This is a genomic window from Ktedonobacter racemifer DSM 44963 (assembly GCF_000178855.1).
Taxonomy (GTDB): domain Bacteria; phylum Chloroflexota; class Ktedonobacteria; order Ktedonobacterales; family Ktedonobacteraceae; genus Ktedonobacter; species Ktedonobacter racemifer.
Map to the genome: position 1 here is coordinate 3751221 of NZ_ADVG01000001.1, position 25298 is coordinate 3776518.

The 25298-nt window shown below is 53.9% G+C and carries 16 protein-coding genes and 1 tRNA gene; 8 read left to right on the forward strand and 9 right to left on the reverse strand.

Annotated features, from left to right (window positions below):
* Positions 1 to 44 precede the first annotated feature (44 nt).
* The 3 genes from KRAC_RS61670 to KRAC_RS16030 form a co-directional block, all read right to left on the reverse strand.
* A complete protein-coding gene (locus KRAC_RS61670; protein ID WP_007908671.1) occupies positions 45 to 3194 on the reverse strand; it encodes a DNA translocase FtsK in 3150 nt (1049 codons plus the stop codon).
* 161 nt (positions 3195 to 3355) lie between these two features.
* Positions 3356 to 4789, reverse strand: coding sequence for a WD40 repeat domain-containing protein (locus tag KRAC_RS16025; protein ID WP_007908679.1), 1434 nt, complete (start codon positions 4787 to 4789; stop codon positions 3356 to 3358).
* 131 nt (positions 4790 to 4920) lie between these two features.
* Positions 4921 to 6582 (reverse strand): ribonuclease J, encoded by a 1662-nt coding sequence (locus KRAC_RS16030; protein WP_007908681.1) that lies wholly within the window; start codon positions 6580 to 6582, stop codon positions 4921 to 4923.
* 446 nt (positions 6583 to 7028) lie between these two features.
* On the opposite strand from KRAC_RS16030, the gene KRAC_RS16035 reads away from it, so the two are divergent.
* From KRAC_RS16035 to KRAC_RS16055, 5 genes are all read left to right on the forward strand, one after another.
* Positions 7029 to 7101: transfer RNA gene (locus tag KRAC_RS16035), tRNA-Phe, on the forward strand.
* Positions 7102 to 7247: 146 nt separating this feature from the next.
* A complete protein-coding gene (locus tag KRAC_RS16040) occupies positions 7248 to 7877 on the forward strand; it encodes an IS607 family transposase (RefSeq protein WP_007908683.1) in 630 nt (209 codons plus the stop codon).
* The gene (locus KRAC_RS16045) at positions 7837 to 9132 is read left to right on the forward strand and encodes an RNA-guided endonuclease InsQ/TnpB family protein (protein ID WP_007908684.1); all 1296 of its coding nucleotides are present in this window, start codon (positions 7837 to 7839) and stop codon (positions 9130 to 9132) included. The genes KRAC_RS16040 and KRAC_RS16045 overlap by 41 nt, the downstream gene beginning before the upstream one ends.
* A 398-nt stretch (positions 9133 to 9530) precedes the next feature.
* Entirely contained in the window at positions 9531 to 9851 is a 321-nt protein-coding gene (locus KRAC_RS16050; RefSeq protein ID WP_007908686.1) for a hypothetical protein, read from the forward strand.
* A 316-nt stretch (positions 9852 to 10167) separates the two neighbouring features.
* Positions 10168 to 11193, forward strand: coding sequence for a hypothetical protein (locus tag KRAC_RS16055; protein ID WP_007908690.1), 1026 nt, complete (start codon positions 10168 to 10170; stop codon positions 11191 to 11193).
* A gap of 413 nt (positions 11194 to 11606) precedes the next feature.
* On the opposite strand, the gene KRAC_RS16060 is transcribed toward KRAC_RS16055, so the two are convergent.
* Positions 11607 to 12128, reverse strand: a complete 522-nt coding sequence (locus KRAC_RS16060; protein ID WP_007908701.1) for a hypothetical protein — start codon at positions 12126 to 12128, stop codon at positions 11607 to 11609.
* 897 nt (positions 12129 to 13025) lie between these two features.
* On the opposite strand from KRAC_RS16060, the gene KRAC_RS16065 reads away from it, so the two are divergent.
* The 3 genes from KRAC_RS16065 (at position 13026) to KRAC_RS16075 (ending at position 17353) form a co-directional block, all read left to right on the forward strand.
* Positions 13026 to 14915 (forward strand): MutS-related protein, encoded by a 1890-nt coding sequence (locus tag KRAC_RS16065; protein WP_007908702.1) that lies wholly within the window; start codon positions 13026 to 13028, stop codon positions 14913 to 14915.
* Between the two features lie 260 nt (positions 14916 to 15175).
* Positions 15176 to 15682, forward strand: a complete 507-nt coding sequence (locus tag KRAC_RS16070) for a DinB family protein (RefSeq protein ID WP_007908703.1) — start codon at positions 15176 to 15178, stop codon at positions 15680 to 15682.
* 156 nt (positions 15683 to 15838) lie between these two features.
* On the forward strand, positions 15839 to 17353 hold the full coding sequence (locus tag KRAC_RS16075) for an acyltransferase family protein (RefSeq protein ID WP_007908706.1): 1515 nt from the start codon (positions 15839 to 15841) through the stop codon (positions 17351 to 17353).
* On the opposite strand, the gene KRAC_RS16080 is transcribed toward KRAC_RS16075, so the two are convergent.
* The 5 genes from KRAC_RS16080 to KRAC_RS16105 all read right to left on the reverse strand — a co-directional run bounded on the left by KRAC_RS16080 (position 17319) and on the right by KRAC_RS16105 (position 25285).
* Positions 17319 to 19040 carry a hypothetical protein gene (locus KRAC_RS16080; protein ID WP_040442581.1) on the reverse strand — a complete coding sequence of 574 codons (1722 nt, stop codon included), beginning with the start codon at positions 19038 to 19040 and terminating at the stop codon, positions 17319 to 17321. The genes KRAC_RS16075 and KRAC_RS16080 overlap by 35 nt on opposite strands.
* 154 nt (positions 19041 to 19194) lie before the next feature.
* On the reverse strand, positions 19195 to 19572 hold the full coding sequence (locus KRAC_RS16085; RefSeq protein WP_007908709.1) for a response regulator transcription factor: 378 nt from the start codon (positions 19570 to 19572) through the stop codon (positions 19195 to 19197).
* Position 19573: 1 nt separating this feature from the next.
* A complete protein-coding gene (locus KRAC_RS16090; RefSeq protein ID WP_007908711.1) occupies positions 19574 to 22249 on the reverse strand; it encodes a GAF domain-containing sensor histidine kinase in 2676 nt (891 codons plus the stop codon).
* 481 nt (positions 22250 to 22730) lie between these two features.
* A complete protein-coding gene (locus KRAC_RS16100) occupies positions 22731 to 23477 on the reverse strand; it encodes a COG3942 and LysM peptidoglycan-binding domain-containing protein (protein WP_007908715.1) in 747 nt (248 codons plus the stop codon).
* A 188-nt stretch (positions 23478 to 23665) separates the two neighbouring features.
* The gene (locus tag KRAC_RS16105) at positions 23666 to 25285 is read right to left on the reverse strand and encodes an amidohydrolase (protein ID WP_007908716.1); all 1620 of its coding nucleotides are present in this window, start codon (positions 25283 to 25285) and stop codon (positions 23666 to 23668) included.
* Positions 25286 to 25298 lie beyond the last annotated feature (13 nt).

Sequence of the window (25298 nt, forward strand, 5' to 3'; positions counted from 1 at the left end):
ATGCATGCCCCCGAACGGGGCATGCATGGCACCTATGATTCCTCTTACTCTTCCTGACGGGCGACGATGTTGCGCTTTGCGGCCTGCTGGCGGAGGAAGTCGTTGCGGGCACGCTCTTCGGCGGCGATATCCTCCGCGACATCGGCCAGTGAGTCGCCAGACTCATCGGCGTGATGGTGCGATCCGCCACCATTGCTGCCATCCAGAATCTCACGGGCGCGCCCTCCTGGCTCGAACTGGCCGATAATGCCTCTATCCTCCAGCAGGTCGATCAGGCGGGCTGCGCGTGAATAGCCGATGCGCAGGCGACGCTGGAGCAGCGAGATGGAGGCACGTCCATACTCACGCACAATCTCCTCGGCGCGGTCGAGCAGCTCGTCATCCAGCTCCACGTCATCGGAGTTTGGCTCATCCTTGATCTCCCAGCCCGGCTCAACCACCTGGGGTGCGGGCGTGGAGACTGAAACCTCAGCACCCTCATTCGCGATGGTCTGGGCTTGCTTGCTCCAGTATTCCACCAGGCGCTCCACTTCCTCATCGGCCAGGAAGGCTCCCTGAATGCGCTCAGGGCGTCCCGCGTCCGCCGGGAGATAGAGCATATCGCCGCGCCCCAGCAAACGCTCAGCACCGCCCATATCGATAATCGTGCGCGAATCCACGGCAGAGCTGACCATGAAGGAGATACGCGTGGGAATATTCGCCTTGATAAGGCCGGTGATGACATCCACCGAGGGGCGCTGCGTCGCGATAACCAGGTGAATACCGGTTGCGCGCGCTAGCTGCGCCAGGCGACAGATCATGGACTCCACCTCTTCGGGGGCGGCCATCATCAGGTCGGCCAGCTCATCGATAATGGTCACGATTGCCGGGAGATTATTCAGCGAGGTATCGCCATTGGCGATGCGCTCGCGACGCATCTTGCGGTAACCGTCCAGGTTACGCACGCCCAGTTGGGAGAAGAGGCGATAGCGCCGCTCCATCTCATTGATGGCGTTCTTTAAGAGAGGCACCACCTTATCGACATCAATAACCACGGGCGAGAGCAGATGCGGAATCCCATTGTACAGGCTCAGCTCCACCATCTTGGGGTCGACCATCAGCATGCGGACATCGTCCGGCGTGGCCTGCATCAGGATGCTGGCGATAATCGTATTGATACAGACGCTCTTGCCAGCTCCAGTCGCGCCCGCGATCAGCAGGTGCGGCATACGCGCCAGGTCTCCCAGGCGCACCTGTCCTGCCACGTCCTTCCCGAGCACGACCGCCAGCTTCGACTTCGCTTTGGCGGCCTGGTATTCTTTGCTCTCCAACACCTCGCGCACAGTGACCATACGGCTATTCTTGTTGGGGACCTCCACGCCTACGTAGGGGCGACCGGGGACGGGTGCCTCCATACGAATCGCCTTGGCTTCGAGCACCAGGGCCAGGTCGTTTTGCAGGGCCATGATGCGGCTCACACGCGTGCGCGTCTCGTAGACAATATTCCCGGCGGCATCGAGCGCGGGAATCATCCTGCCGGTTTTGTCGTCCTTGATCATCGAGGCCTTGCCCGTGGGGCGAATACCGAAGCGAATCACGGTAGGCCCGATACTGATATCCTCCGGGCGCACCTCGGCGTTGACATGGAAGCTATGCAGGGTCTCCTGGATCAAGCGCGCCAGCTCAGCCGTGTCGTCGCCATAGGCCTGAAGCTTGCTCTCCTCCGCGTTATTGAGCAGTGTGTTCTCAGGCAGTTTCCAGCGCGAGACCACGTTCGGCATGACCTGGGATGGAACATTCTTCGCGCCCTTAGGGATTTTGGGGACGGCCTCTGCCCCTGGCAGGTTTATCGCCTGCTGCTCCTGGCGCTTGCCTAGGCGGGGATTGGGCGCGAGCGGCTCCATACGGCTGTTCGCGATCTCTTCGCCACGTTTTGCGCCTGCGCGCCGCGCCTGGCTTTCATTGAAGGGTAGTTCTTGCTGGTTAGCACCGCGCACCGAGTTGGAATAACCCCTGGCATCGAGCGCCGGGGGAACATTGAGGTCCCGGCGTGGCACGGAGCCGACGTGGTGCTTATGAATATTGATATCGTTGCGCGGGTCATCGTCTTCGTCCTCAAAGCCAAAGTCCTGCTCAAACTCAACATTCTCATCATCCTCTTCGTCCTCATATTGCTGAGGAGGAGCGGAGCGCCTCTTGGCGGCCATCACGATCTGCTGTACTGCCTCGCGGTCATTGGGAATCGTTGGCGTCTCGTCAATCTCCTCCTCTTCCTCATCATCATCCTGGGGTCCAATCTTGATGCCGGCGCTACTACCAAAGCGACTGAAGCGCGGGCGCTGTCCCAGGAAAGCGGAAATCCGCCGCCTCTCGCCCAGGTCCATCTCATCGGACTCACCTGCACGTGGTTGGGGATCAGCGACCAGGCGCTGGAAGAAACCGACGACAAGCAGAACATGGCCAAAGGTGATACGGAAGGTAAGGATAATAGCTAAGATAATCAGGCCAATCAGGCCCACATGTGCGACCGCGGTCGGCCAGCCCAGGAGCGGCAGCGCCAGCAGGTCGGCCAGCACACCCGCCTTGCCATAGCCCAGCAGCAGGCGACTCTCCACGAGGAGCAAGAGCCAGATAACAACCAGTCCCCAGACCATAGAGAGGCGCACCAGGCGTTCATTGCGCAAGCCTTCCATCAGGTGGGCAGCGGCAAAGAGCACCAGCCCGATGGCGAGTGGATAGGCCGACCAGCCAAAGAAGACGAGAAAGAACTGGTTAATATTGCGCAGAACGGGAACCTTACTAAAGAAGGTCAGCGAGCCAAAGAGGAGCAGAGAAAGCACCAGCAACACACTACTAAATACCCGCTGGCGCTGGTGTGCCTCCAACGAGGCCCACTTCTGCTGCGCCCACTGAAGAAAGCGCGTATCACTGGTGGCAGGAGGGGGAGCTGCTGAGCGAGGAGACGCACCCGGACGGCTAGAGGCCGCGCCCTTCTTGCGCGCGCCCGACACGGATGCTCCACGACCCGAACGCGAAGACGAAGCGCTGGCACGCGTACGCGGAGTCTGCCCCTGGCGCGAAGAGGGAAGGTTCGTGCGCTGCTCCATTTGAGCCTTCTGTACGCTTTGCGAACCGACCGCGCCCGCGGCGCTACTCACGCGCGAAGTGCCACTTACCTGGCTCTTCGCCTCTTTTTTCGAGCTACTACCAGCCATAATGAGGTTCCCTCCTGAGTGCATAACAGCGGAGACACCCGTTATGATAGCGCAGATGTTCAAAAGAAGCAAGTAGCAGAACAGGAATTTTGCCCGCCTGGTGAGGTTGTGGTGTTGCATGCGTTGCGGGCGAAGCCCGCAACGCATGCAACACCACAACCTCACCAGGCGGGAAGAACATCTCCCTGCCAGAGCTGCATGGAACCGGTGCGCAGGGCCAGAAAGAGTGTCTTACCATCGGGAGTCCATTGCAACACGCTTGAGGCGATCAGGTCCGCCGCCTCGTCGTTATGATCGCTCACTGAGACACCATACACGCGCCAGAGCGCGCCCGTATTGGCGTTATAGAGCGAGAGGCGCTCTCCTTGATGATCATACATCGCCAGCACCTGGCCATCGGGCCTCCAGGCAAACGTCTTCGTCTCCAGACCTTTAGATTGGGAGCGCAAAAGCATCTCAAGAGCTTTATCATGCGCCGGCAAGACCGGCAATTGATCCAGCGAGGCTCCCTTCAACACATCCGGCGCTAAGGGCGCTTGCCCGGGTAGGCTTATACGCGCCTGCCAGTAGAGGATAGCCATATAGCGCCCGTCACGCGACCAGCTCACGCAGGAGGCACTCCAGACATACTGCCTCTCCGGCGTCATATCCACGACCTGGACCCTTCCAGGCTGCCAGAAAGTAAAGGGCTCTCCACTATGCACACTTCCCACATCTATACCGGAGAGCGTGCCTGCAGGAGGCTGTCCCAGGTGCCCTTGCCCATCCCATTGTAAACCAGTATTGGCGCTGGTCTCCAGGACGCGCTTAGCTTGCGGAATCTGCGTACCCGTCAGCACATCCCAGACCAGGCCCAGCTCCATAAAGCTCGAAGGAGATGCGGCGCTGGACTCGTCAGTGGCGAGGTAGATATGCGCTTGTTTCGGCAGATCGAGCACATACAGGCCCGCCAGCGTCCTGAGCGTCCCTACAAACATCGAGCTCCTGGGTGTCAGAGCCAGTTGGAAGGCACAAATCACCTTCTTGCTATCAGGTGACCAGCTCACAGTAAGATAGTAGATATCGCTCACATCCTCCGTCCTCAACTGCTGCTTATGAACGATATCGAGAATCGTGTTAGCGAGGGCAAACTGGCCCAGGAGGCGCTTCGAGTGTGCGTCAAAGAGTTTGAGTCTGGCATTACCAGTGCGTCCCTCGATGCGAGAGAGCGAGGGCAGATAACAATAATCACGCTCCATGACCGCGATCACCTCTTTATTGGGTGCCAGCTCGGCATCATTGATGCATGACTCACCCATATCCAGGGTATTCGCGGAAGTGATGGATGGCTGAGGCACGAATTTGCTAGCGAACCAGGACCAGCTTCCACTGGTCAGGAGCAGCGCCACCAGCCCCACACAGAAGACCGCCGTCACAAAAGGCACCTGCACGCGCCGCCTGCGCCAGAGTGGAAGAGGCCCGTGCGAATCTGGCGAGACGCTCTTCTCCCGCGATGGCAGTGAACTCTTCCAGACATCTTTCGGCTCATTCTCAAACTCTCCCAGGTCGACGATCTCCAACTCCATATCATCATCATCATCTTCGTACGGCTTCATGCCCCATTGCCTTTCATCTGATGTGCCGCGCTATTTTCCTATCTATAAATATAACACGCGAAAACCGCCTCCATAAAAACAGAAAAAGCGGCCTGGGCATTCGCCCAGGCCGCTTTTTCTGTTTTTATGTTTTAAACTTCCATGACGACCGGCAAGATCATGGGACGGCGGCGCGTCTTCTCATAGAGATACTCGCTCAACGTGCTCTTGATCTTATCCTTCACAAAGGACCAGTCGGAGCTATGGCCGTTCAGGCCACTGAGAGAGTCAATCACACGCTCGCGAGCGCTCGCCAGCAACTCCTCGGCATCGCGCATGTAGACAAAGCCACGCGTCACAATGTCGGGACCCGCGATAGGCTGACCGGTCTCCTTATCGACGGTGAGCACCGCCATCAGGATACCATCCTGCGACAACACCTTGCGGTCACGCAAGACGATCTGACCCACGTCACCCACACTCAAGCCATCAACATAGACATTTCCTGAGGTGGTATGTCCAACCATCTCGATGCGCTCCTGCGTCAGCTCAATGATATCGCCATCCTCAGCCACCACGATGTGCTCCTCAGGAGTACCCAGCGAATAGGCCAGCTTCGCGTGCAGGATCAACTGGCGATACTCGCCGTGAACGGGGAGGAAGAACTTCGGACGCAGCAGGCTCAGCATCAACTTCAACTCTTCCTGCGCGGCGTGTCCAGAGACATGCACATTGGAGAGGCCTTGGTAGAAGACCTCGGCCCCCTGGCGGAAGAGGCTATTAATTGTGCGATGCACCATCTTCTCATTGCCCGGCACCGGAGTCGCGGAGAGAATGACCGTGTCCGCTTCCTGAATGCGCACCAGGCGATGATCCTCGTTCGCGATACGTGTCAGAGCCGATGTTGGTTCCCCCTGGCTTCCTGTACAGATGATCACCACCTGCCCGGGATTGAACTTATTGATGTCCTCGGCGCGAATCAACATACCCTTAGGCACGCGCAGGTAGCCAAGCTCAATGGCCATCTGCACATTGTTGACCATGCTGCGCCCAACCAGGGCCACAAAGCGCTCATAGCGCTCCGCCGTATCCACCACCTGCTGCACACGCGAGATCAGCGAGGCAAAGGTTGCCACGATCACGCGCCCGGGCGCATTGGCGAAAATCTTGTCCAGCGAGTCATTGATGACGCGCTCGGAGGGCGTATAGCCGGGAGACTCAACACGCGTGCTATCGCCCATCATGAGCAGCACACCCTGATTGCCCAGTTCTCCCAATTTACCAAGATCGGCGGGCTTGCCATCAACGGGAGTATAATCGAACTTATAGTCACCCGTATGTACAACTGTACCGATGGGCGTGCGAATGACAATGCCAATCGCATCGGGAATGCTATGGTTGACGCGGAAGAACTCAATCCCACAACTTCCCAGTTCCAGCTTATCCTCGGGGGAGATCACGTTAATGATCGTCTTCTCAAGCAACCTATGCTCTTTCAGCTTCACCTGAATCAACCCCTGCGTCAGGCGGGTCGCGTAAATGGGGGGGAAGTCAAGCATTGGCAAGACGTAGGGGAGGCTACCAACATGGTCTTCATGTCCGTGTGTAATGAGTATTCCACGTATACGGTGCTTCTTATCAGCCAGATAGCTCGTATCAGGGATCACCAGGTCCACGCCAAACATCTCATCATCTGGAAACATCACCCCCACATCCACGATCAGGATGTCATCACCGTACTCGATGACCATCATGTTCTTACCAATCTCGCCCAAGCCACCCAGGGGCACCACTCGAATTTTATCCTTCGTCAATGTATAAAGGACCTCCTAATGAACTATATGTGTATCACAATGTGACAAACGTATCTCTTTTGTGTTGTATATATCTTCACTCCTGCATCCGCCACAGGAGGTAAAGGCAAAATAAGTTATATTATTCCATTTGACAGTGTAGCATAGCAGGTCATAAAACACAAGCAAGGGGTAAGGGCCTGGAACAGCGCCACCCCACATCGCCCCTCAGTCATAAAAGTGATGTTATGTTTCACTATCGGCAAATCTATAGCTTTTCTCTACTTACTATAACAAACGAAAGAGCTAAAAGCATCCCCAGGCAACCCAAAATGGCAGATATACGTGCCATCGTGCTCAAAGGGAGGCGCGCTCCACCGCAAGCGAACCAATTTTTGCGCGCCGCCAAAAAAAAGTCTCCAAAGGGGCTTGACGGTTCGCAAGAGACATGCTATATTATGTCCTGCGCCAAGGTAGCTCAGTCGGTAGAGCACAGCACTGAAAATGCTGGTGTCGCCGGTTCGATTCCGGCCCTTGGCACTCTTAAAGGAGAGGCCCGCGTGCAAGATCTTGCACGTGGGCCTCTCCTTTGTTCTCATATGCTCGTGATATCAAAACTGATAGCAAAAAAAGGAGATCTGTACTAGGTATTGACAAAGTGAACGAAAGTGAATTAAAATCATTATATGTACTCAATCGCACAATTTGCCAAGCAGGTGGGTGTCAGCGTGAAAACCTTGCAGCGCTGGGATCGGGAAGGCCGTCTCAAAGCGAAACGAACCCTTTCTGGGCGGCGCTACTATGATGAGGCCGATCTGGCTACGGCGCTCAACCTTCCTCAACGGCCAGCCATCCGCCGAATGGTGGCCTATTGCCGGGTGTCGAGCCCTGCTCAACGACCGGATTTACAGAACCAACGGGCCGCCTTAGAGCGTTATGCAGTCTCCAAGCAGCTGGTGGTGGATGAGTGGATCATGGAAATCGGGGGCGGCCTCAATTTTGAGCGCACACAGTTTCTCAGGCTCGTAGACGCCATTGTCGAGGGAGAGGTTTCGTGCCTGCTCATCGCCCATCAGGATCGGCTGGCTCGCTTTGGCTTTGCTCTGCTCAAGCATCTGTGCGAGACGCACCGCACGGAATTGGTCGTGATGAACACCGAGACGCTCTCGCCCGAACAAGAGGTAGTGCAGGACTTGATGAGTATTGTCCACGGTTTTAGTTCACGCTTGTACGGCCTCAGGAATTACCGCAAAGCCTTAGAGAAAGCGCTCAAGGATGAAAACCGCGCACAAGATCCGGATGAATCCCACCCCTGAACAGGTGGAGTATCTCAAACGAGCCTGTGGCACGAGGCGCTTTATCTACAACTGGGGACGGGAACAATGGGAGAAGCAGTATCAGGCGTACAAAGCCGAGCAGGAAACCGTTCCCCAAGAGCAGCGCCTGCTCAAACCGCCACATGCCCTTGCGCTGAAGGCGCACTTCAATGCGATTCGAGAACACGAGTACCCATGGACCTATGACGTCACGAAATGTGTGGTGGAGGGTGCCTTCGACGACCTCAAGAAAGCGTATGACAACTTCTTTGCAGGCAGAGCGAACTACCCGCAGTACAAGAAAAAGGGGAAGTCGCACGAGTCGTTTTATGTGTCCAACGACAAATTCACCTTGGGAAGCCATTGGATCTCGATCCCCAGGCTTGGTCGCTTCATCCTCGATCAACGCCAAACGAAGAAGGACCGAGGCAAGCTCTTACGCAAACTGGGAACGGTGAACCTCGCCGAAAAACTGCGCTTCGTCGAAAAGGGGAAAGCCACCACACCCAGGAAGAAGCGCAACCAACGCAAGCACGTCGTGTGCGAACGAGTCAAAATTCTGGGGGGGACCGTCAGCTGTGAGGCGGGCCACTGGTACGTCTCCGTTCAAGTAGACATCACACGGGAGCGCCTCAACGCTCCCGAACCAGTGGTGGGGGTGGATGCAGGCTTGAAGCACGCTGCTGTGGTGAGCGATGGACGCAGGCTTGAGAACCAAAGGCCATTAGCGCTCCATCTCAAGAAACTCGGCAAGCTGCAACGCAAGCTGTCAAAGAAACAGAAGACGAAAGACCCTCAAACCAAGCGAACCGTGTTCAGCAAGCAGCATGAGAAGCAACGACTCAAGGTCGCGCGCAAGCATCAGCAGATCGCCAACATCCGGCGGGATGTCCAGCACAAATTCACGAGCGAACTGGCGCGAACCTGTGGGGCCATCGGCATCGAAGACCTCAACATCCTGGGGATGATGGCCAACCGGAAGCTCTCGCGTGCCGTGGCTGATGCCGCGATGGGGCAACTCTTGCAGTTCCTCAAGACCAAAGTGGCCAACGCTGGGGGCGAGCTCTTCATCGCCTCGCGCTGGTTCCCCTCGACCAAACGCTGTTCGTGCTGTGGGCAGGTCAAAAAACGCATGCCGCTCAAACACCGCACCTATGAGTGCGTGGCCTGTGGGCTGGTCATCGACCGGGATCTCAATGCCGCCTTGAATCTCCTGTGGTTGGCAACACAACAGCTTCGCCAGCTTCACGCGTAAAGCTGGCCGTCCTGGAGAGTGGCTACCGCCGGACGTAAAATGCCTGGGGAGTTGATGTGAGACCGAAACGGGAGGGCTGATCCAAAGGTTCCCGTGCGCTGGCTATCGACGATGAAGCAGGAAGAACTGACCGCTTGAGGGTGGGTTCGCTCACGTTCGAGTATGAGAAAGGTAGCAGCATTAGCACGATACCTTGATCGGTAACGACAAAATGCGGCAGATCTGGATCTGCAGAGCACAAGTCGATAGATCAGGCACCTGTGAGAGTTAAAAAACTTTGCTCGCATGCAAAAATGTGAATCGCGCCGCGCTCTCTTTGAGAGCTTGTCTTCTCATTTTGCGTCAGCTATACTTGCATGGTTGATACGCTAAAAGATTTGTAGGAAAAGATTTCACTCATGCAACCACCTGTTACGCACGCCCCCCCATCTCCAACACCTCATGGTCCTCGCTGGCTTGTTTTGCGGACAGCCTCCATCCTCCTTAAGATTGTTGCGGTCCTTTTTTTGCTGGGTAGCCTGGCCCTTGCTTTACTCTTTATCATTGGCATAACAATAAATGCCAGTTACATTAATCCGCTACCTGGTGTTCACATTCCACCACTTGTGCTTGGCCTTGTTTCCCTTGTGGGAATTGCTAGTGCCCTCGCCCTGTATGCTTTTGCCGATCTCATTCTCCTTTTCGTTGCCATTGAAAAGAATACCCGGCCTAGATACTAGCCAGGCCGCTGTTTCTAGAGAAAGTCTTTAAATTCACGCGCCCCCGCTTCCAGACGAAGAGTAGATCTTGTAGCAGGTAGTGATATGAACACAAAATACCGCTTTCAGAGGAACCCTAATATCATGTCGCGTTCTTTTGCTGATGTGTTTATTGCGCGATGTCCAACATGTCAGCAAAGGCAAATCCATGCTAATAGGAAAGCCCCGACTTGCTTGCTTCTCTACTATTCAAGCAAGCAAAGCTATGGCATAATTGCATAGATGAGCTTCTACTTAATATTTTCTTCATATACTGTGAAACAGAGGACAGACACCTATGCAATGTCGATCATGCCAGGCCGAGATACCGCAAGGGGCAACGGTATGCCCATCCTGCCAGGCTCCCGTCAAGGTCACACCCGCCCCCTCGGAGTATGTCGCGTTTCCAGACGTGCCATCTGAGACGCCCGCAGGCGTTATCCCGCCGCAGGGACCCAACGCTCCCATGCCCACCGCACCATCGCAAGGGCCAATAGTCATGCCGCCGTACCCGCCATATCCTCACTATGCACCAATGCCGTTCCCACCGCCACAGCCCAAAAAGAAGCGCAAGACATGGCTCATCGTGACGCTCTCCATCTTGGTCGTCGTCATCCTTGGGAGTTGTGGTTTCATTTGTAGCCTGGGCGTTCTGGGGATGCAGGGAATTATGATGCAAGCGCAGAAACAGACGCAGAGTATCCAGGCCACAGTAAGCACACAGGCCACACAATCAGTCAATGCTCAAGCGCTCTATACCGAGGTGACGAACAATACTCCCACGTTCAGCAACTCGCTTGCCAGCAAGGGAGAAGGCGATTGGATCGATATCGGCTCGGACTCGACCTATAGTTGCGGCTTCAAGAACGGCACATACCATGTGTCCATATCTAAGAAAGGCTACATCACTAATTGTGACTTCAACAGGTTCTATATGAATTTCGCTATTCAGGTAGAGGTCAATCTCCTCAAAGGCGATTACTCGGGCCTGATCTTTCGCGCCGATTCCACCGGAAACAAGTATTATATGTTTGAATATAACCAGCAAGGGGAATACTCACTACTCAAACGAACTGATACTACGGGTAATATTGACAGTTTGACCTGGGGGATGGCTACGCCCTATCTCAATAACAAATATGGGCAGAAGAATGTAGTGACTATCATCGCGCGCGGGCCTTCAATTTATTTGTATGTCAATCAGCACTTCCTCTCGCAGGTTCAGGACGAAACCTATACTAGCGGTTATACCGGCCTGCTCGCTGACGACACAAACAAGCCAACCGAGGTTGCCTTCTCAAACGTGAAGGTCTGGGAGATCTAGCGGCCTGTCAAACTTGGAGTCCCAACATTTTTTTACAGGAATGGCAAAGTAAACAACGGACTTCAAAGCCGCTTCTAACATGCTTTGAAGTCCGTTGTTTTTTAGTCAAGCAATGACGATCCAGGAGTTTCCTATGCAACAATCAAAGACAAAACCATGCCCTGAGTGTGGAGAAGAGCGTGTCTGGGTTAACGCTAAAGCGAGAGAGCGATTGCTACTTGAGCAACCTCAACGTTTCGTTCCCTTTTTGAGTCTTGAGAAAAAAAATTGGTCATACATCCGGGCTCTTACGTGTACATTTTGTGGTTATACTGTGCTTTACGCGAATGACCCGAATGATCTTATTCCAGATAGGTAATCTTATTTTAAGGGATATACTATACTCACTTTCTGCCCCTCATTATCCTGGATGGTTAATGTATGATAAGAGGTAAAGCTGCTTCACGTTTGCCCCTGGGGATAAGGCAGCCGATCCCCCAGCCAAGTAGTGCCGAGAACAGTAGATTGGCCCAGACAGCGAAAAACAGCAGAGCAGGGGTAATCATAAGACCATTGTCGTTAAGGCTCGGGGCCAGCAGACTCACAGGGATAGAGACCACTACGCTCACACACGCCATCACCAACACCCACAATAAAGCTCGGCTCTTCTTCCACGTGCGACGTAACCCCCAGGTGCTGCCAACCGCGACGAGCATTGCCAGTAGATAGGAAAGGAATATCAGTTGGATTAACCACGTCGGGACATGTGTGGTGTGATCAATGTACTGTCCATTAAAGACTGATAGAGAGTACGGCAGAAACAGCCAACCTCCAAGCAATGGAATCGCGGTATTCAAGCTATTCTGCGGGATCGCGATCCCAAGTACAATTCCTACGAGCAGAGCCACCAGCAGTGGTATAATCAGCCACGCATACTTTCGCATATCTTGCAGCATAATCCCTCCAGATATCTTTTATTATTGCAAGCAGATAAGAACCCGTAACAAGAATATAAGCTCTAAAAAGGGAGAATGTATGGGGCAGATGTCCCATTTCCATACAAGGGTGAGAAACGCAAAGAGGCTTCACTTTAGCATGCTTGCCGCGTTTAGCTATAGAGAATATTTCAACGAAGGAGATACATACTAGTTCAAGCTACGTATGCAACAATCAATGATACGCCCCTGCCCCGAATGTGGGGGCAAACGAGTTCCAACAGCTATCGAGTATGGTTTTCACTCATATCCTTTCCGCGTGTTTCCAATGGTACAAAATCCTAAAGACGGCAAATGGTCTGCCGATCAAGCGAAAAATACACCTTTAGCTCCTATTACCTGCACACAATGCGGCTACACAGCCTGGTATGCATCCGAGCCACAGAATCTCATACCATAAGAGTAGCGCTTGTTGTATGAAAAAATCAGGGGCGCAGTAACTTATCCTGCGCCCGAGGAACATAAATTGACAGAATTACTCAGAGAACAAGAACGCATCAAGCAAAGAAATACAAGAGTTATGCTTTGTTCATGACACGGGGAAAGGATATAGTCAGGTATTCGCTCCTAGAAGAGAAGGAGTGCAATACAGGGGTTCTTTAACTTGACGAGGCTGTAATTGCAGGTCGTAATTTCTACAAACACAATGTGAAGGAAGGACAATAGATGATAGCTTTAAAATAATTGCATATCTACTATGCATGGATAAAAGCGCTTTTGCCAAGTTAAAATGCGCATATAGAAGAAATTGGAAGTGGATACGTGTTTCTGCTATGCTATGTCAGGTAGAGTTATCGTTTGCCAACTTTATAAAGCAGACGTGCAGTCATTAGTATTTTTCTGAGCAAGGACTTTAGCGTGAAAACGACCAGAACAGAACGCCTCGCCCTTCTTCAACGCCAGATAGAGCGCCTCGAGGCCCGTCGCGCCAGGCGTGAACTAAAATCAAACTACTTCGCCTGGCAGCAGGTCATGGCGCTGTTGCTTGGCTTTGTGATTAGCTTTGTGCTACTCGCGATCTTTCGTCCGCTGGGTGTTCTAGCCATCCTGGGCGCCATCGCGTACTTCTACTATTCTCGCAAGCAACAGGTGGCCTACAGTGATAGCGCGCTCAAACTAAAAAACCTGGTACAGTTCTATGAGACGCAGGTCGCTCGCGCCAGGCTGGACTGGGAGCATATTCCCGCCGTGCCAGCCAGGAGCGAGCAATCCGATCATCCCTTTGAGAACGACCTGGATATCTCGGGCGAGTATTCGCTGCACCAGTTGCTCAATACGGCTTTCTCGCACGAGGGTTCGCTGCACCTGCGCAAGTGGCTCTTACAGCGCGAGCCAGACCTGGAGACCATTCAGCAGCGCCAGGCCCTGGTGCGTGAGCTGACCACACAGACGCGCTTTCGCCATAAGCTGGCCTTTCACTCACTCTACACAACGCGCTACATGAGCGAGCTCTTTGATGCCAAGCGCATCCTGCTCTGGCTGGCCCAGGATGACGCGCCACGCCCGCCACGCTATAAGCTGCTTGTCCCCTGCCTCCTGACGGTGATCTTACTCGCCTCTCTCCTGCTCTACGCGCTGGGAATACTTCCCGTGATGGTCCCTCTGGTCTCGCTGCTGGTAAGTGTGTCCTGGTCACTCTTTACGATGCGCGACCGCCTGGCGCTCTTCGCGGACGCCTCTTTTATCAGCCAGAGCTTCGCGCAATTGGGGGATATCTTTGGCTACCTGGAGCACTATCCCTACCAGAAGGGCTCGCGCCTGCAAGAGTTATGTGCACCCTTCGCCCAGGAGAAAGCCCAGGGTCCCACACACCTCCTGGCACGCCTGCGCCGCCTGGCACGCATGGCCACATTCTCGCAGGACCAGGTGGGGGCACTCTTCCTGAATGCCCTCCTACCGTGGGACGCCTATATCGCGGACCAACTGGCCCTCTCCAAACAAGTCGCGATCAATAACCTGCCTCAGTGGCTCTCGGCCTGGTTTGAGCTGGAGGCCCTCTGCTCACTGGCGAACTTCGCTTATCTCAACCCTGAATACACCCTGCCAGAGGTAGTTGCCCAGGAGAAGCTGGGAGACGCGCCCTTACTCCAGGGTACGGCACTTGGTCACCCGCTGCTTGAGCCAGAGGGCAAGGTGACCAATAATGTCAGCTTCGCGCGCCAGGGCGATGTAATGCTGATTACAGGCTCTAATATGGCGGGGAAAAGCACCTTCCTGCGTACTGTAGGACTCAATCTCTGCCTGGCTTATGCGGGTGGACCAGTCAATGCGGCCTCGCTGCGTACCACGCTCTTTGAGCTCTGCTGCTGTATCCGCGTCGTGGATTCGGTGACAGATGGCTACTCATACTTCTACGCCGAGGTGCGACGCCTACGCCAGATTCTCTCGCGCTTGCAGGGCCAGCCACGCTATCCGCTCTTCTTCCTCATAGACGAGATTTTCAAAGGCACCAATAACCGCGAGCGCCTGATCGGCAGCCACGCCTATATCTATGCCCTGGCAGGTCAGCACTGCCTGGGGGCGATCTCGACGCATGACCTGGAATTGGTCGCGCTCTCTGACGAGCTTCCTCAAATCTCTAACTATCATTTCCGCGAGCACGTCATCAAGGGCAAGATGAGCTTTGATTATTGCCTGCGTACGGGTCCCTGCCCCACCTCTAACGCGCTCAAAATCATGCGCCTTGAGGGCCTGCCCATTAGCTGGCCCGGCGCGCCAACCGTTTCCGCCCAACTAGAAGAGGTCTAGCATCATTTGTAGGGTCCATGCTGGCATGGACTGCTCACGTTGCGGTAGGCACGTGCTTGCCTGAGTGTTTAGAGTCCATGCTGGCATGGACTCTAAACACTCTCTGGCTCTTTTCTTTCCATATACATTCGCATATTGCTTCAAAAGAGGGCGCTTCCTAACCGTTTTTCATGGTACATTTTACAGGAAGATAGGATCTGCCTGTTTGTGGTGCAGAGTCCGTCCATGAATACAAAGGAGATACATACTAGCAACATAATATGTCGACTACTCCCTCAACACTCGCTAGCGCCGTTGTCGCGGGCTGGAAAGAGTATCAGGAGCAACTTATCGTGACCCTCCGGACTCTGGCTCCTGAGCAACTTGCCATTCGTGCCGGGTCTGATTTGCGCCCGGTCGGTGAAATTGCCGCTCATATCGTCGAAGGGCGAGTGAGCTGGCTTTTCAGCGTCCTGAAAGAAGGGGATGCGGAAATCGCTAGCCTGGCGGAATGGGAAGCAGGAACAACGCGCTCCGTTGCGGAATATACGCGTGCACTTGAAGCGACCTGGAAGCTGGTCGAGGATGTTCTGGCCTGCTGGACGCCCGAGGAGTTGGCCGAGTCTATTATACTTCCCTGGATTGGCCCCAAATATCCTATCACACGCGCGTGGGTTATCTGGCACATACTTGAGCACGACCTGCATCACGGAGGCGAGATCTCACATTCGCTAGGCTCCCATGGCCTGGCAATTGAGCTTCCACCTCCCCCACCGAAGGATTTATAGTAGAGAAGCGGCTTCCTCTGGGAGGCCGCTTCTCATATTACGGTATGTTCTATCAAAGCAATCGTTCTTCCTATGGCAGTTGCGTGTGCCGCCCCTTGTCCGTTTGTACATAGAGCGGCTAAGGTCAGAAGTACGGATAGCTTTAGAGGATTTTCGATGCAGGCACAGAAAGCGTTAGAACCACGTACGATACCATTCTGGAAACATATTCTTCAGTATATTGGTTATCTTCTAGAGGGGAAACAGGCAAATCATAAGCAGAACACCATTGCCGCACTGGATGGGGTACGCGCGATTGCCTGCCTTAGCGTGGTGACCTTTCACATTACGCTTCTCAGCACGACTGCTCTGCATGCCTGGACTGGTCTGCAATTTTTCCCCCTCTTCTCAGCAGTAGCGTATGCTGGAGATACAGGCATCAATCTCTTCTTTGTGCTCTCTGGGTTCCTACTCTTTCTGCCCTATGCTAGCGCAATTCTGTATGGCAAAATCTGGCCATCGTGGCGACGCTTCTATCTCAGACGCGTCTTTCGCATTCTCCCGGCGTACTATGCATCTCTACTCCTGATGATTTGCCTATACAGTCCAAAATTTCTTAGTTGGGAGCGCTGGCCAGATTGGTTGGCCTTCTTGACGCTATTCCTCGATTCATCGCCAACCACTTATAAGCAGGTAAGTGGGCCGCTCTGGACCCTGGCGGTTGAGTGGCAGTTCTACCTTATCCTTCCTCTGCTGGCACTAGGGATCGCCTTTGTGGTTGAGCGACTTGCACAGCGCGCGCCAGAGGCTGGCACTCGTCTGAAACTCATTATTGGCTGTCTCTTGCTACTTGCAATCTGGGGTGTGTTTTCGCGCTGGCTGGGCCTGTTCCTGGTATCCAATCCACAACCCATGTCCTCGCCCTGGTATTGGCCTATTGGCTTCTTTCTCTTCTTTGGCTATGGAACGACCATACCAGGTCTGCATGGCAAATTCCTTGAGAATTTCGCACTCGGGATGCTGGTCAGTACACTGTATATCTACACACAGAGGAAGAACAAGCGCGCAGAGACAGATAGCACAAACGGGCTAGGAAAACGCTTGCGCCACCTCAGTCCCTATCTCTTTATAGCTAGCCTGCTCTGGTTGCTATTGTTGTTTGCATGGAAGTATGCACAGAGCCGGGGCTTTGCCAGCGCCTTGCCCTTGATCTCTTACTGGTACTTCCCTCACATCTACTATGATATCTTCGCGGAGCTGGGATATGGCATTGGCTATAGCTTACTACTCCTGGCAGTGCTCTTTAGTGGTGTCCGCCTGAAACGCATATTTGAGTGGAAACCACTGCGCTGGATTGGTTTGCTTTCATATGGTCTCTACATGCTACATCTGAACTTTTTCGCCCTATGCACAGCCTTCCTCCAACAGCATCCAGAGTGGCCTGCCTTGCTGCGATATAGCACTTACTGGGGCTGGTTTGCCATCTTTATTATCCCCTGTGCCTTCCTACTCTTCGTCGCCGTTGAGCGCCCTTTTATTCAGCTTGGGACGCGTCTGACTACGCCAGCTACAAAGCACGAGGCTCCTGCCGACAAGGAGCCCCTGGTAAACCAATCTAACCAATCTACGCCGACACTAACGGCGAGTGAGGATGAACTTAGCGCTCCTGGTAAAGCACATAGCCATCAATAACAAGCACCTGGTAGGTAAGTCCGCTACTTTGTGCGCGTGCATCAACGGCGGGCAAATGATATGTTCCCCCCTGTTTCACCACAAATGCGCTATCAGCGGGAAAGATATAAGCAGCTTTGGCGTCTGCGTCGATCAGGTCATAGTAGCGATGATAGCGATTATGGTCGTCTTTTAACTGGCTATTGATGCTAGCACAGATAACACGCTCATTGCTAAGAAAGGTGAGCTTATTACAGGTCCAATAATCGCTGTAGATATGTGTGACATGACGACTGGTAAGCGCATTAATCAGGATCATATCGCGTTCGTTGCTTGCGTGTACTGCGGGAACCTGGGTATAGGCATCCACGCCACCAACCATGAGTAGCACCCCCATCAGGGTTAGCAGCGCCACACAGATTATACGCCGCGCCTGAACCAGTCTGTTCATGCGTGCGCGGACAGAGATAAAGCCCTGCCAGAGCGGCCAGAAGATCGCAGGCGTCACGGCCAGGAAACCAATCAAGTAACGTGCATGAATACCAGGCCAATCCAGCGGCGCGCTACTAAAGGCATAGAGGTAGAAGGTAAGCAATGCGCTAAACAGCAATGCCAGGTGAATACCCTGGCGGTACAGCCAGCGCCGCGACTCCCATTGAGCCTCTATTAGTTCCGCATCACGATTGATACGCCACTCTCGCCAGGCGCTCCACAATCCCCAGAGTGCCAGAAGAAGCGCGATGATCAATAACAATATGTAGCTATATCCCCAGAGCGAGCGCGTCAGGGCACATGGGAGAGCGTAAGAGGTTGTTGGGCCAAAGATAGACAATTCATTGGCCTGACAGAAGGGTTCCCCCGTCATCATCGGCACACTGATGGAGGCCGAGTTTTGCAGAGCCAGGAGGATATGAGCCATATCCTGGCCCCCTTTGCTCCGCAAGCCACTCAAGACCGAGAGCGAATCCTTGCCTGGCTGAGCATACAGGTTATAGTAGAGCAAGGGAAACATACCCACCAGCAGGCCAATGAGTGCTGCCAGCGGGGTAATCAGTTGCAGCAGTTCGCGCCAGCAGAAGACCACGAGGAGCAAGCCCGTCATCAAGACGAAGGGAGCACTAAGCATATCATCCCAGAGGCTCGTGCCCGCGATTAACCCCCAGGCCAGGTAAACGACAATGCGCCAGCGACACTCAAGCGAGCGCTGGTATGGGCGATAAGTCATGACCAGCCAGCTCGCCAGCAGAAAGAGCAATGAGCCAAAGAGCAGCGTCTCAGTATAGCCGCCAATGGCCGTCAATTCCCGTGCCATGATAAATGAAGAGCCAGTTCCCAGCAAAAAGAGGCAGAATAAAGCCCAACCCCTACTGTAAACAAGGCGTGTCAAGAGATACATGCTGAGCAAAAAGAGAGTAAAGATCAGCAGCAAACCGAAACGCAGCATAAAAAGCGAGGGGCCAAAGAGGCGAAAGAGCAAAGCCGCAACATAGGCCTGGTGTGGCCCCATGTAATACTGGCCATAATAAAAAGTGGGATGCTCACCGTTAAACGCGATGTGCAAGCCCATCAAACCAATCGTACCCTCATCACTGTTTGTCGTCGGCCATCCCTGGCTGATTAAACCCAGGCGTATCACAAATGCTAGCACCAACAATCCCACAAACAATAATTCATGGGTGCCAATTCTTATGCTTTTCAAAAATTTCATACGGATAACACCACAAGGCTTACTAATACCACATACTATATACTTTCGGGTAAGGAGTGCGGGTGGAAAATGGCAAGCCATTTTCCACCCACACTCCTTACTTAAGCGAGCACCGCAGGCGCGAGAAGTCAGATTCCCACAAGTGCATAGCAGACTACATACGCATAAATGGCTCAACGATGCGCAAAACATCATCAACGGAGAAGGGTTTGGGCATCGTCGCATCCACTTGCAAGGGAGTGGTATCTAAGAGGTTGTCCAGGGCGGACATTAGGACGATGGCGTGACGCATGCGTATATCTGGCTTGCGCGCCAGTTCCAGGCATACCTCACGTCCATCCATAATGGGCATGAGCATATCAAGAAATACGAGATAAGCATGTCCCTGAAGCATCTTCTCCAGGGCCTCACGCCCATTGCGCGCAATTACAATAGGATAGCCTTCAAAACTGAGAATATCCACCATCATATCGCGAATAATAGGGTCGTCGTCTACAATCAGGATCTCCTGCGGCTTCTTCTGCACCTGCATGCTATTCTCCTGCTTCGGCTGGCGGCTCTACCTGTAGTAGATAAAAAGCGAAAACAGAACCTTCATTGAGTCCACTACTCTCCAACCAGAGCTTGCCCCCCATGGCCTCAACATAACGCTGGGAGATATACAAGCCTAAGCCAGAACCGCGCACTGGGGTCGTCAACGAGCGTGGCGCACGCACAAATTTATCAAAAATGCGCTGCTGATCTTCTGGCAAGATGCCTTCTCCCTGGTCATGCACCTGGATGACGATGACAGGAGCGTTCCCTTGCTCGACAATGGTCATATGGTCAATTGAACCCTCAGGAAGCTTCTCCGCGACATGTGAGAGAATATCTTCTTCCGCTGTTACGACAATCTCACTCTTCGCTGGCGAGTACTTTGACGCATTATCCAGGAGATTTTGGACTACCTGGCGCAGATGGACCGCATCAGCCCTGACCCACAGACGCTCATCAATAGGGAGCTTAATGCGTTGTTCAATGCTCAAGAGCAGCGTGCTCGCCGCCATCTCAGCCACGGAGCGCACCTGCACCACCTCACTCTTCAGCTCGAGCTTCTTATCAACCGCGCCCATCTTCGCCGCCTCGGTCATATTCTCGACCAGGTCGTGCAATTGCTGCGCGGCGGTACTGATCTTGGTCGCGAAGCGTAGAATATCCGAAGGACCAATGCGTGAACTCTGACGCTTGAGCAGGCTAGAATACCCAATGATAGCACTCATCGGGGTCCGCAGTTCATGCGAGGCCGTGACCAGAAATTCGTCCTTCAGCTTATCCATGCGCTGTAGCTCGGCATAGGCCTCTTCGCGCTCAGAGAACAACTGGGCATTGCGAATGGCGCTCGCGGCCTGAGCACAGATCGCCAGCAACATTCCAACATCCTTCGGCTTAAAGGTTCGCCCCTCTTTGGGCAACGAGACTGAGAGTAAGCCGATAAAGTCCTCCTGGTAGAACATAGGGATCATCAGGAGCTGTTGCGCCGGGATGGCGTGCAGGAAGAAGATGCCCCCTTCGTTACTATGCTGGGCCAGTTCTTCAATACGCTCTGAGTTGAGATAGAAGAAAGCCTCATCGCGTATCTGTGGCTCCAGAAAGGTCTCCCGGAAGGGGAGGCGTATCATACGTGTCAAGGCCTCATGCTCTTCCTTATTGTGCGGCGGCTCAATGGCGGGCCGCCCACTTCCATCGTCAAGCAGACTAACACTCGGTCGGCCATACATGGCCTCGGCGACCAGTTCTTCATGCGTGGGTGAGAGCTGGAAGAAGACGCATAACTCGACATCGACCAGGCTCGCGACCTTCTCCACAAAGCCATTCAAGAGTTCGTTGATATCCAGCACCGAGGTAATGGTCTGCAAGGTACTATTAATGGCAGCCAGCTGTGCCTCACGCTGCTTGGCATCGCGCAAGAGGTGCCGATCTCGCTCATAGAGCTTGGCATTCTCGATGCTCACAGTCACGATCTGAATCATGGTCTCCAGGACCTGAACTTCCTGCGAAGGGTAGGCACCCGTCCGGGGACTCGCCAGGCTTAAAGAACCCGTGACGCGATTAAACATCTTCATCGGGAGAAAGACGAAAGATTCGGCCTGGCTATGATCGCCCCAGGCTCCCCGCAAGAGCTCGCCATAGCGCTCAACCAGGGCTGGCTCTTGCGCGGGCGAGAATTGCAGGCTCTCCTTCTGTACCTGGGCGACATCCCACCATATAGGGCGCGCCTCTTTGGTCGAGACCGTAGGATTTGTCAGCAGATCTTCGCACCGCTGTCCATTCTCAATGGCAAAGACATCATAGAGGCAGACGGTATCGCGATCATAGAGAGTCAACTGGAGCGACGAGACATCTACCATCTGCGAGGCAAAGCGATATATATCTTCAATAAGATCATAGAGCTTAACATTCGTGGGGAAAGCGGTACTGATATCCTGCAAGCGCTGCAAGTACTCACCAGTCCGCCTCTGCGCGCGCTGCAAACGGTCATTCTGGAGATACAACGCTACACGTTCAGCATATTGCAGCGCTTCATGGCGCTGGCGTGGCTGAAAGACCGCGCCGCCAGTGTGTACTAGCTGGTAGAGCACGATGATCCCCAGCGTCTGCGGCTGTAAATTCTGACTCTCAGGAAGCTCAATAGTGTTCACTTCCTGTACGGGCACGACAAGGTAGGCGCTGGGCGTTACATCTACCTGGGGAGTGCGACCATAGCTGCGATGAAAGATCGAGAGGTACTCATCATGAGCCATGAGGAAGGCTTCATTGCGCTGCCACACCCGTCCAATAGCATCCTGCCCTCGTGTATAACACTCGCCTACGGCAAAAAGCTCGCTCTGTTGAGGCGTGACATCTTCTACCTCGGGAAGATCAAACTCCTCACCCCGATGCAACTCCTCGGATTCATCACGCTGAAGCTGGAGCGTCACACGCCGTCTGGGAACGCGCATATTGGCCACACCAGGCTCCAGTAGCTGGCCCGAAGCCAGGGATGCGACGTTGCGCACACGTATATGACATGTAATGCACATCTGGTTCTCGCTCTCGTCATACAGGGCGATGCAAGCTCCATGCGCATTAAACTGCACCATCATCTGCTGCAACAGTTTTCGTATGAGGGATGCAGAATAGGTCGTTTCACTATGAAATTCGGAGTTTCCCCAGGTCGAGGCTGAAGCCATTACTTTCCCCTCGGTTCCTCTCTAAACCGCTAGCTGTTTAGTCTTTCGTGTGGAAATGGCGACTATACTACCAAAATAAACGCTACTATCCGTCTTTGCGTAGCATATCATACCACCTTGGGGGATTCAACGCCATCAGTATTAGCATATCATCACACATATATCCCTCCCCATATCTATTATTCTATCTCTGATCTAACAGGTAAGAGATATACAAGCCAACTTAAACCCTACAATTGCTCCATCGGGTAAGGGGATGTGGTGGCTGAGTTGGCTCCGCCAACTCAGCCACCACATCCCCTTACCGGCGAGCTACGCAGTGGCGAGAAATCGCGTCGACACGATCGAGCAGGCATTATGCAGAGAGAAGATGAGTTTACTCACCCGCTTGTTGACCTATCCGATCAAGTTCTTGTATAGACAAACAAGAGGCAAGCTGAGAGCTTGCCTCTTGTTTGTTGTGTTTGCTAGAACGGACTGATTAGTAGACGAAGGCGATGCCCGCGCCAGGGGTGATGGTGGTGTAGGCCACCGAATAGGGGTTGGCACCCCAGTTCATATTGCTGGCAGTGACAGTACCATCGGCGTTGATGTTCTCAACGATGGCTACGTGACCCAGGCCGCCCGCGCCCTGTACCCATGGCTGCATGACCATAATCGCACCCTTTACAGGGGTGTAGGAGACGCGCCAGCCGAATTGATTAGCTCGGTCAACCCACTGGTAGGCGTTCGCATTGGTGTACCATGGTACATAGATACCATGAAGCTGATGGTAGCGCTCAGTCGCCCACCATGTGCACTGAGGATAGGCAAAATAGTTGCCAGTTCCCTTACTCAAAGGAGCTGTGTAACCTGTGGTGCTGGTCTGAACCGTTGTGGTTGAGCCATTATCCGAGGTCGTGGTTGTGGACCCGTTTTTGGGAACACAAATATGCTGGTTGACATAAATTACATTTGGATTTGTCAATTTGTTGTAGTCAGCAAGTTTGCTAAAGCTGGTGCCATACTGACTCGCAATCTGAGTGAGGGTGTCACCCGATTTGACAATGTACGTCTGGTCATTGCTTCCACAGTAGGAAGCAGCGAACGCGCTAGATATAGAGCCGATGAAGCCCGTCGTAAGCAGCGCTATCGCAAGTACGGTCAGGACGACAACATGTCCTGCAAGGATACCTGTTGTCCGGTGCTGTTTACAGTATTGCCAAGCCTTTTGGTAATACTTCTGCATGTGCGTTTGCCTCCATATACTACATTGCTAATGCGCGGGCCCGTCACCCGCGAGCACCATATTGGTGCTTACAGTCAATGTGCTGTTCATTGATGTGTATATTAGCATATGCATATCCTGGCACAGCTTGAAACACTGTGAAGCATAGGACAAAAGGACTATACAAACCAAAACGCCTTAACCCCGCTCTAGATGCGCCCGTACACGATATGACCCCCTAAGATCGTGGCCGCGACACCGTTCTCAGGCATTTTTTGTTGCGGTACTGTGAGGATATCTTCGCGCAGGACAATGGCATCTCCCAACTTGCCTCTTGTCAACGATCCTTTCACTTGCTCCTCACCTGCAGCATAGGCTGCGCCTAAGGTATAGGCCCAGAGCGCATCTCGTATGTCAAGCGCCTGGTCCGGCAACCAGGATGGTCGCTGACTAAAAGGATCGCTTCTAACGGTCGCCGCGTAGAGAATACTCAGCGGATCATATGTCTCGACAGGCGCGTCAGAGCCCAGGGCAATGGGAATACCCATTGCACGCATAGTACCATAGGCATAGGCGCGCTTGTGACGCTTGCCCCAGTAGCGTACCGCCAGATCCCGGTCGGCGACGGCGTGATAGGGTTGAATGGAGGCAACCACGCCCAGGCGTTTCATCCGCTCCAGGTCCTCGGGCGCGATCAACTGCACATGCTCAAGGCGATAACGGAGCGCCGACGCCTGGGGCGAGAGGCCCTCGCGCTGCGCCCACTGCTGGGCATATTCAATCGAGTTGAGCGCGACACGCGCCGCCCGGTCGCCAATAGCATGAATGGCGACTGTCAAGCCCATAGCCGTAGCGTCACGCACGACATCCTGCATCTCTTGCTCGGGAATTGAGAGGATGCCTCGATTGTTGGGATTGCCTTCAAAGCCTTCTAGCATGGCTGCGGTCTGCGAACCCAGCGTCCCATCGGCGAAAATCTTAATGCCGCTGACCCCTACCAGGTCATTCTTCTCTATGCTGATGCCATACTCGCGCAGTTGTGGCAACATCTGACGTGGAAGAATCATCTGCACACGCACACCAAGTTTGTTCTCATTACGCAACTGCTGGAAGAGCTGCAAGGTGTTCTCGCCTTCGATATTATGCACGGTGGTGATACCATAGCGCTGAGCCTGGCTCAAGGCGCGCTCTATCAGCAGGCGATCCAGTTCGGGGTCCGAGTGCTCAACTACGCGGTATACCAGTTCTGTGGCCCCCTCCTCCTGCAAGACACCCGTTGGCTCGCCCGATCCGTCGCGCAAGATGGCGCCTGTCTCCGGCTCTGGTGTCTCAGCGATAATGCCTGCGCGTTGGAGGGCCAGAGAGTTGACCCAGAGCAGATGTCCATCCTTGCTCCAGAGCACGACAGGATGATGGGGGGCTACCGCGTCAAGCGAAGCCTTTGTGGGGAAGCGGCCCGCGCTGTTGCCCGTCCAGGTATTTTTATCCCAGCGCCCGCCCTGAATCCAGCGTCCAGGCGGGGTCTGTTGCGCACGCTGGCGCACGAGTTCGGCGACCTCGTCTTCGCTGGTACACATTTCCGCGTCGATATGATGAGCGCGATAGGCGGCACTCATGAGGTGAATATGCGCATCGATAAAGCCAGGTAAAACGGTCTTGCCATGCAGGTCAACCAATTCGCTCTGCATATCAGCCAGGCGACGTACCTCGTCATCGCTGCCCACGGCGAGAATGCGTCCACTGGCCAAATCAATCGCCATGGCCTGCGCGCGCGGTTGCGCCGCATCCATCGTATATATGTTTCCATTGAGATAAATAACTCTCGCCATAACCGGACCTCCC

What these genes read in the sequence shown, in the direction of transcription:
- KRAC_RS16060 (WP_007908701.1), bottom strand. Translation starts at nt 12,128, where the DNA reads ATGCTGCAAGATATGCGAAAGTATGCGTGGCTGATTATACCACTGCTG.
- KRAC_RS16100 (WP_007908715.1), bottom strand. Translation starts at nt 23,477, where the DNA reads ATGCAGAAGTATTACCAAAAGGCTTGGCAATACTGTAAACAGCACCGG.
- KRAC_RS16040 (WP_007908683.1), top strand. Translation starts at nt 7,248, where the DNA reads ATGTACTCAATCGCACAATTTGCCAAGCAGGTGGGTGTCAGCGTGAAA.
- KRAC_RS16070 (WP_007908703.1), top strand. Translation starts at nt 15,176, where the DNA reads ATGTCGACTACTCCCTCAACACTCGCTAGCGCCGTTGTCGCGGGCTGG.
- KRAC_RS16055 (WP_007908690.1), top strand. Translation starts at nt 10,168, where the DNA reads ATGCAATGTCGATCATGCCAGGCCGAGATACCGCAAGGGGCAACGGTA.
- KRAC_RS16080 (WP_040442581.1), bottom strand. Translation starts at nt 19,040, where the DNA reads ATGAAATTTTTGAAAAGCATAAGAATTGGCACCCATGAATTATTGTTT.
- KRAC_RS61670 (WP_007908671.1), bottom strand. Translation starts at nt 3,194, where the DNA reads ATGGCTGGTAGTAGCTCGAAAAAAGAGGCGAAGAGCCAGGTAAGTGGC.
- KRAC_RS16050 (WP_007908686.1), top strand. Translation starts at nt 9,531, where the DNA reads ATGCAACCACCTGTTACGCACGCCCCCCCATCTCCAACACCTCATGGT.
- KRAC_RS16105 (WP_007908716.1), bottom strand. Translation starts at nt 25,285, where the DNA reads ATGGCGAGAGTTATTTATCTCAATGGAAACATATATACGATGGATGCG.
- KRAC_RS16045 (WP_007908684.1), top strand. Translation starts at nt 7,837, where the DNA reads ATGAAAACCGCGCACAAGATCCGGATGAATCCCACCCCTGAACAGGTG.
- KRAC_RS16090 (WP_007908711.1), bottom strand. Translation starts at nt 22,249, where the DNA reads ATGGCTTCAGCCTCGACCTGGGGAAACTCCGAATTTCATAGTGAAACG.
- KRAC_RS16025 (WP_007908679.1), bottom strand. Translation starts at nt 4,789, where the DNA reads ATGAAGCCGTACGAAGATGATGATGATGATATGGAGTTGGAGATCGTC.
- KRAC_RS16075 (WP_007908706.1), top strand. Translation starts at nt 15,839, where the DNA reads ATGCAGGCACAGAAAGCGTTAGAACCACGTACGATACCATTCTGGAAA.
- KRAC_RS16085 (WP_007908709.1), bottom strand. Translation starts at nt 19,572, where the DNA reads ATGCAGGTGCAGAAGAAGCCGCAGGAGATCCTGATTGTAGACGACGAC.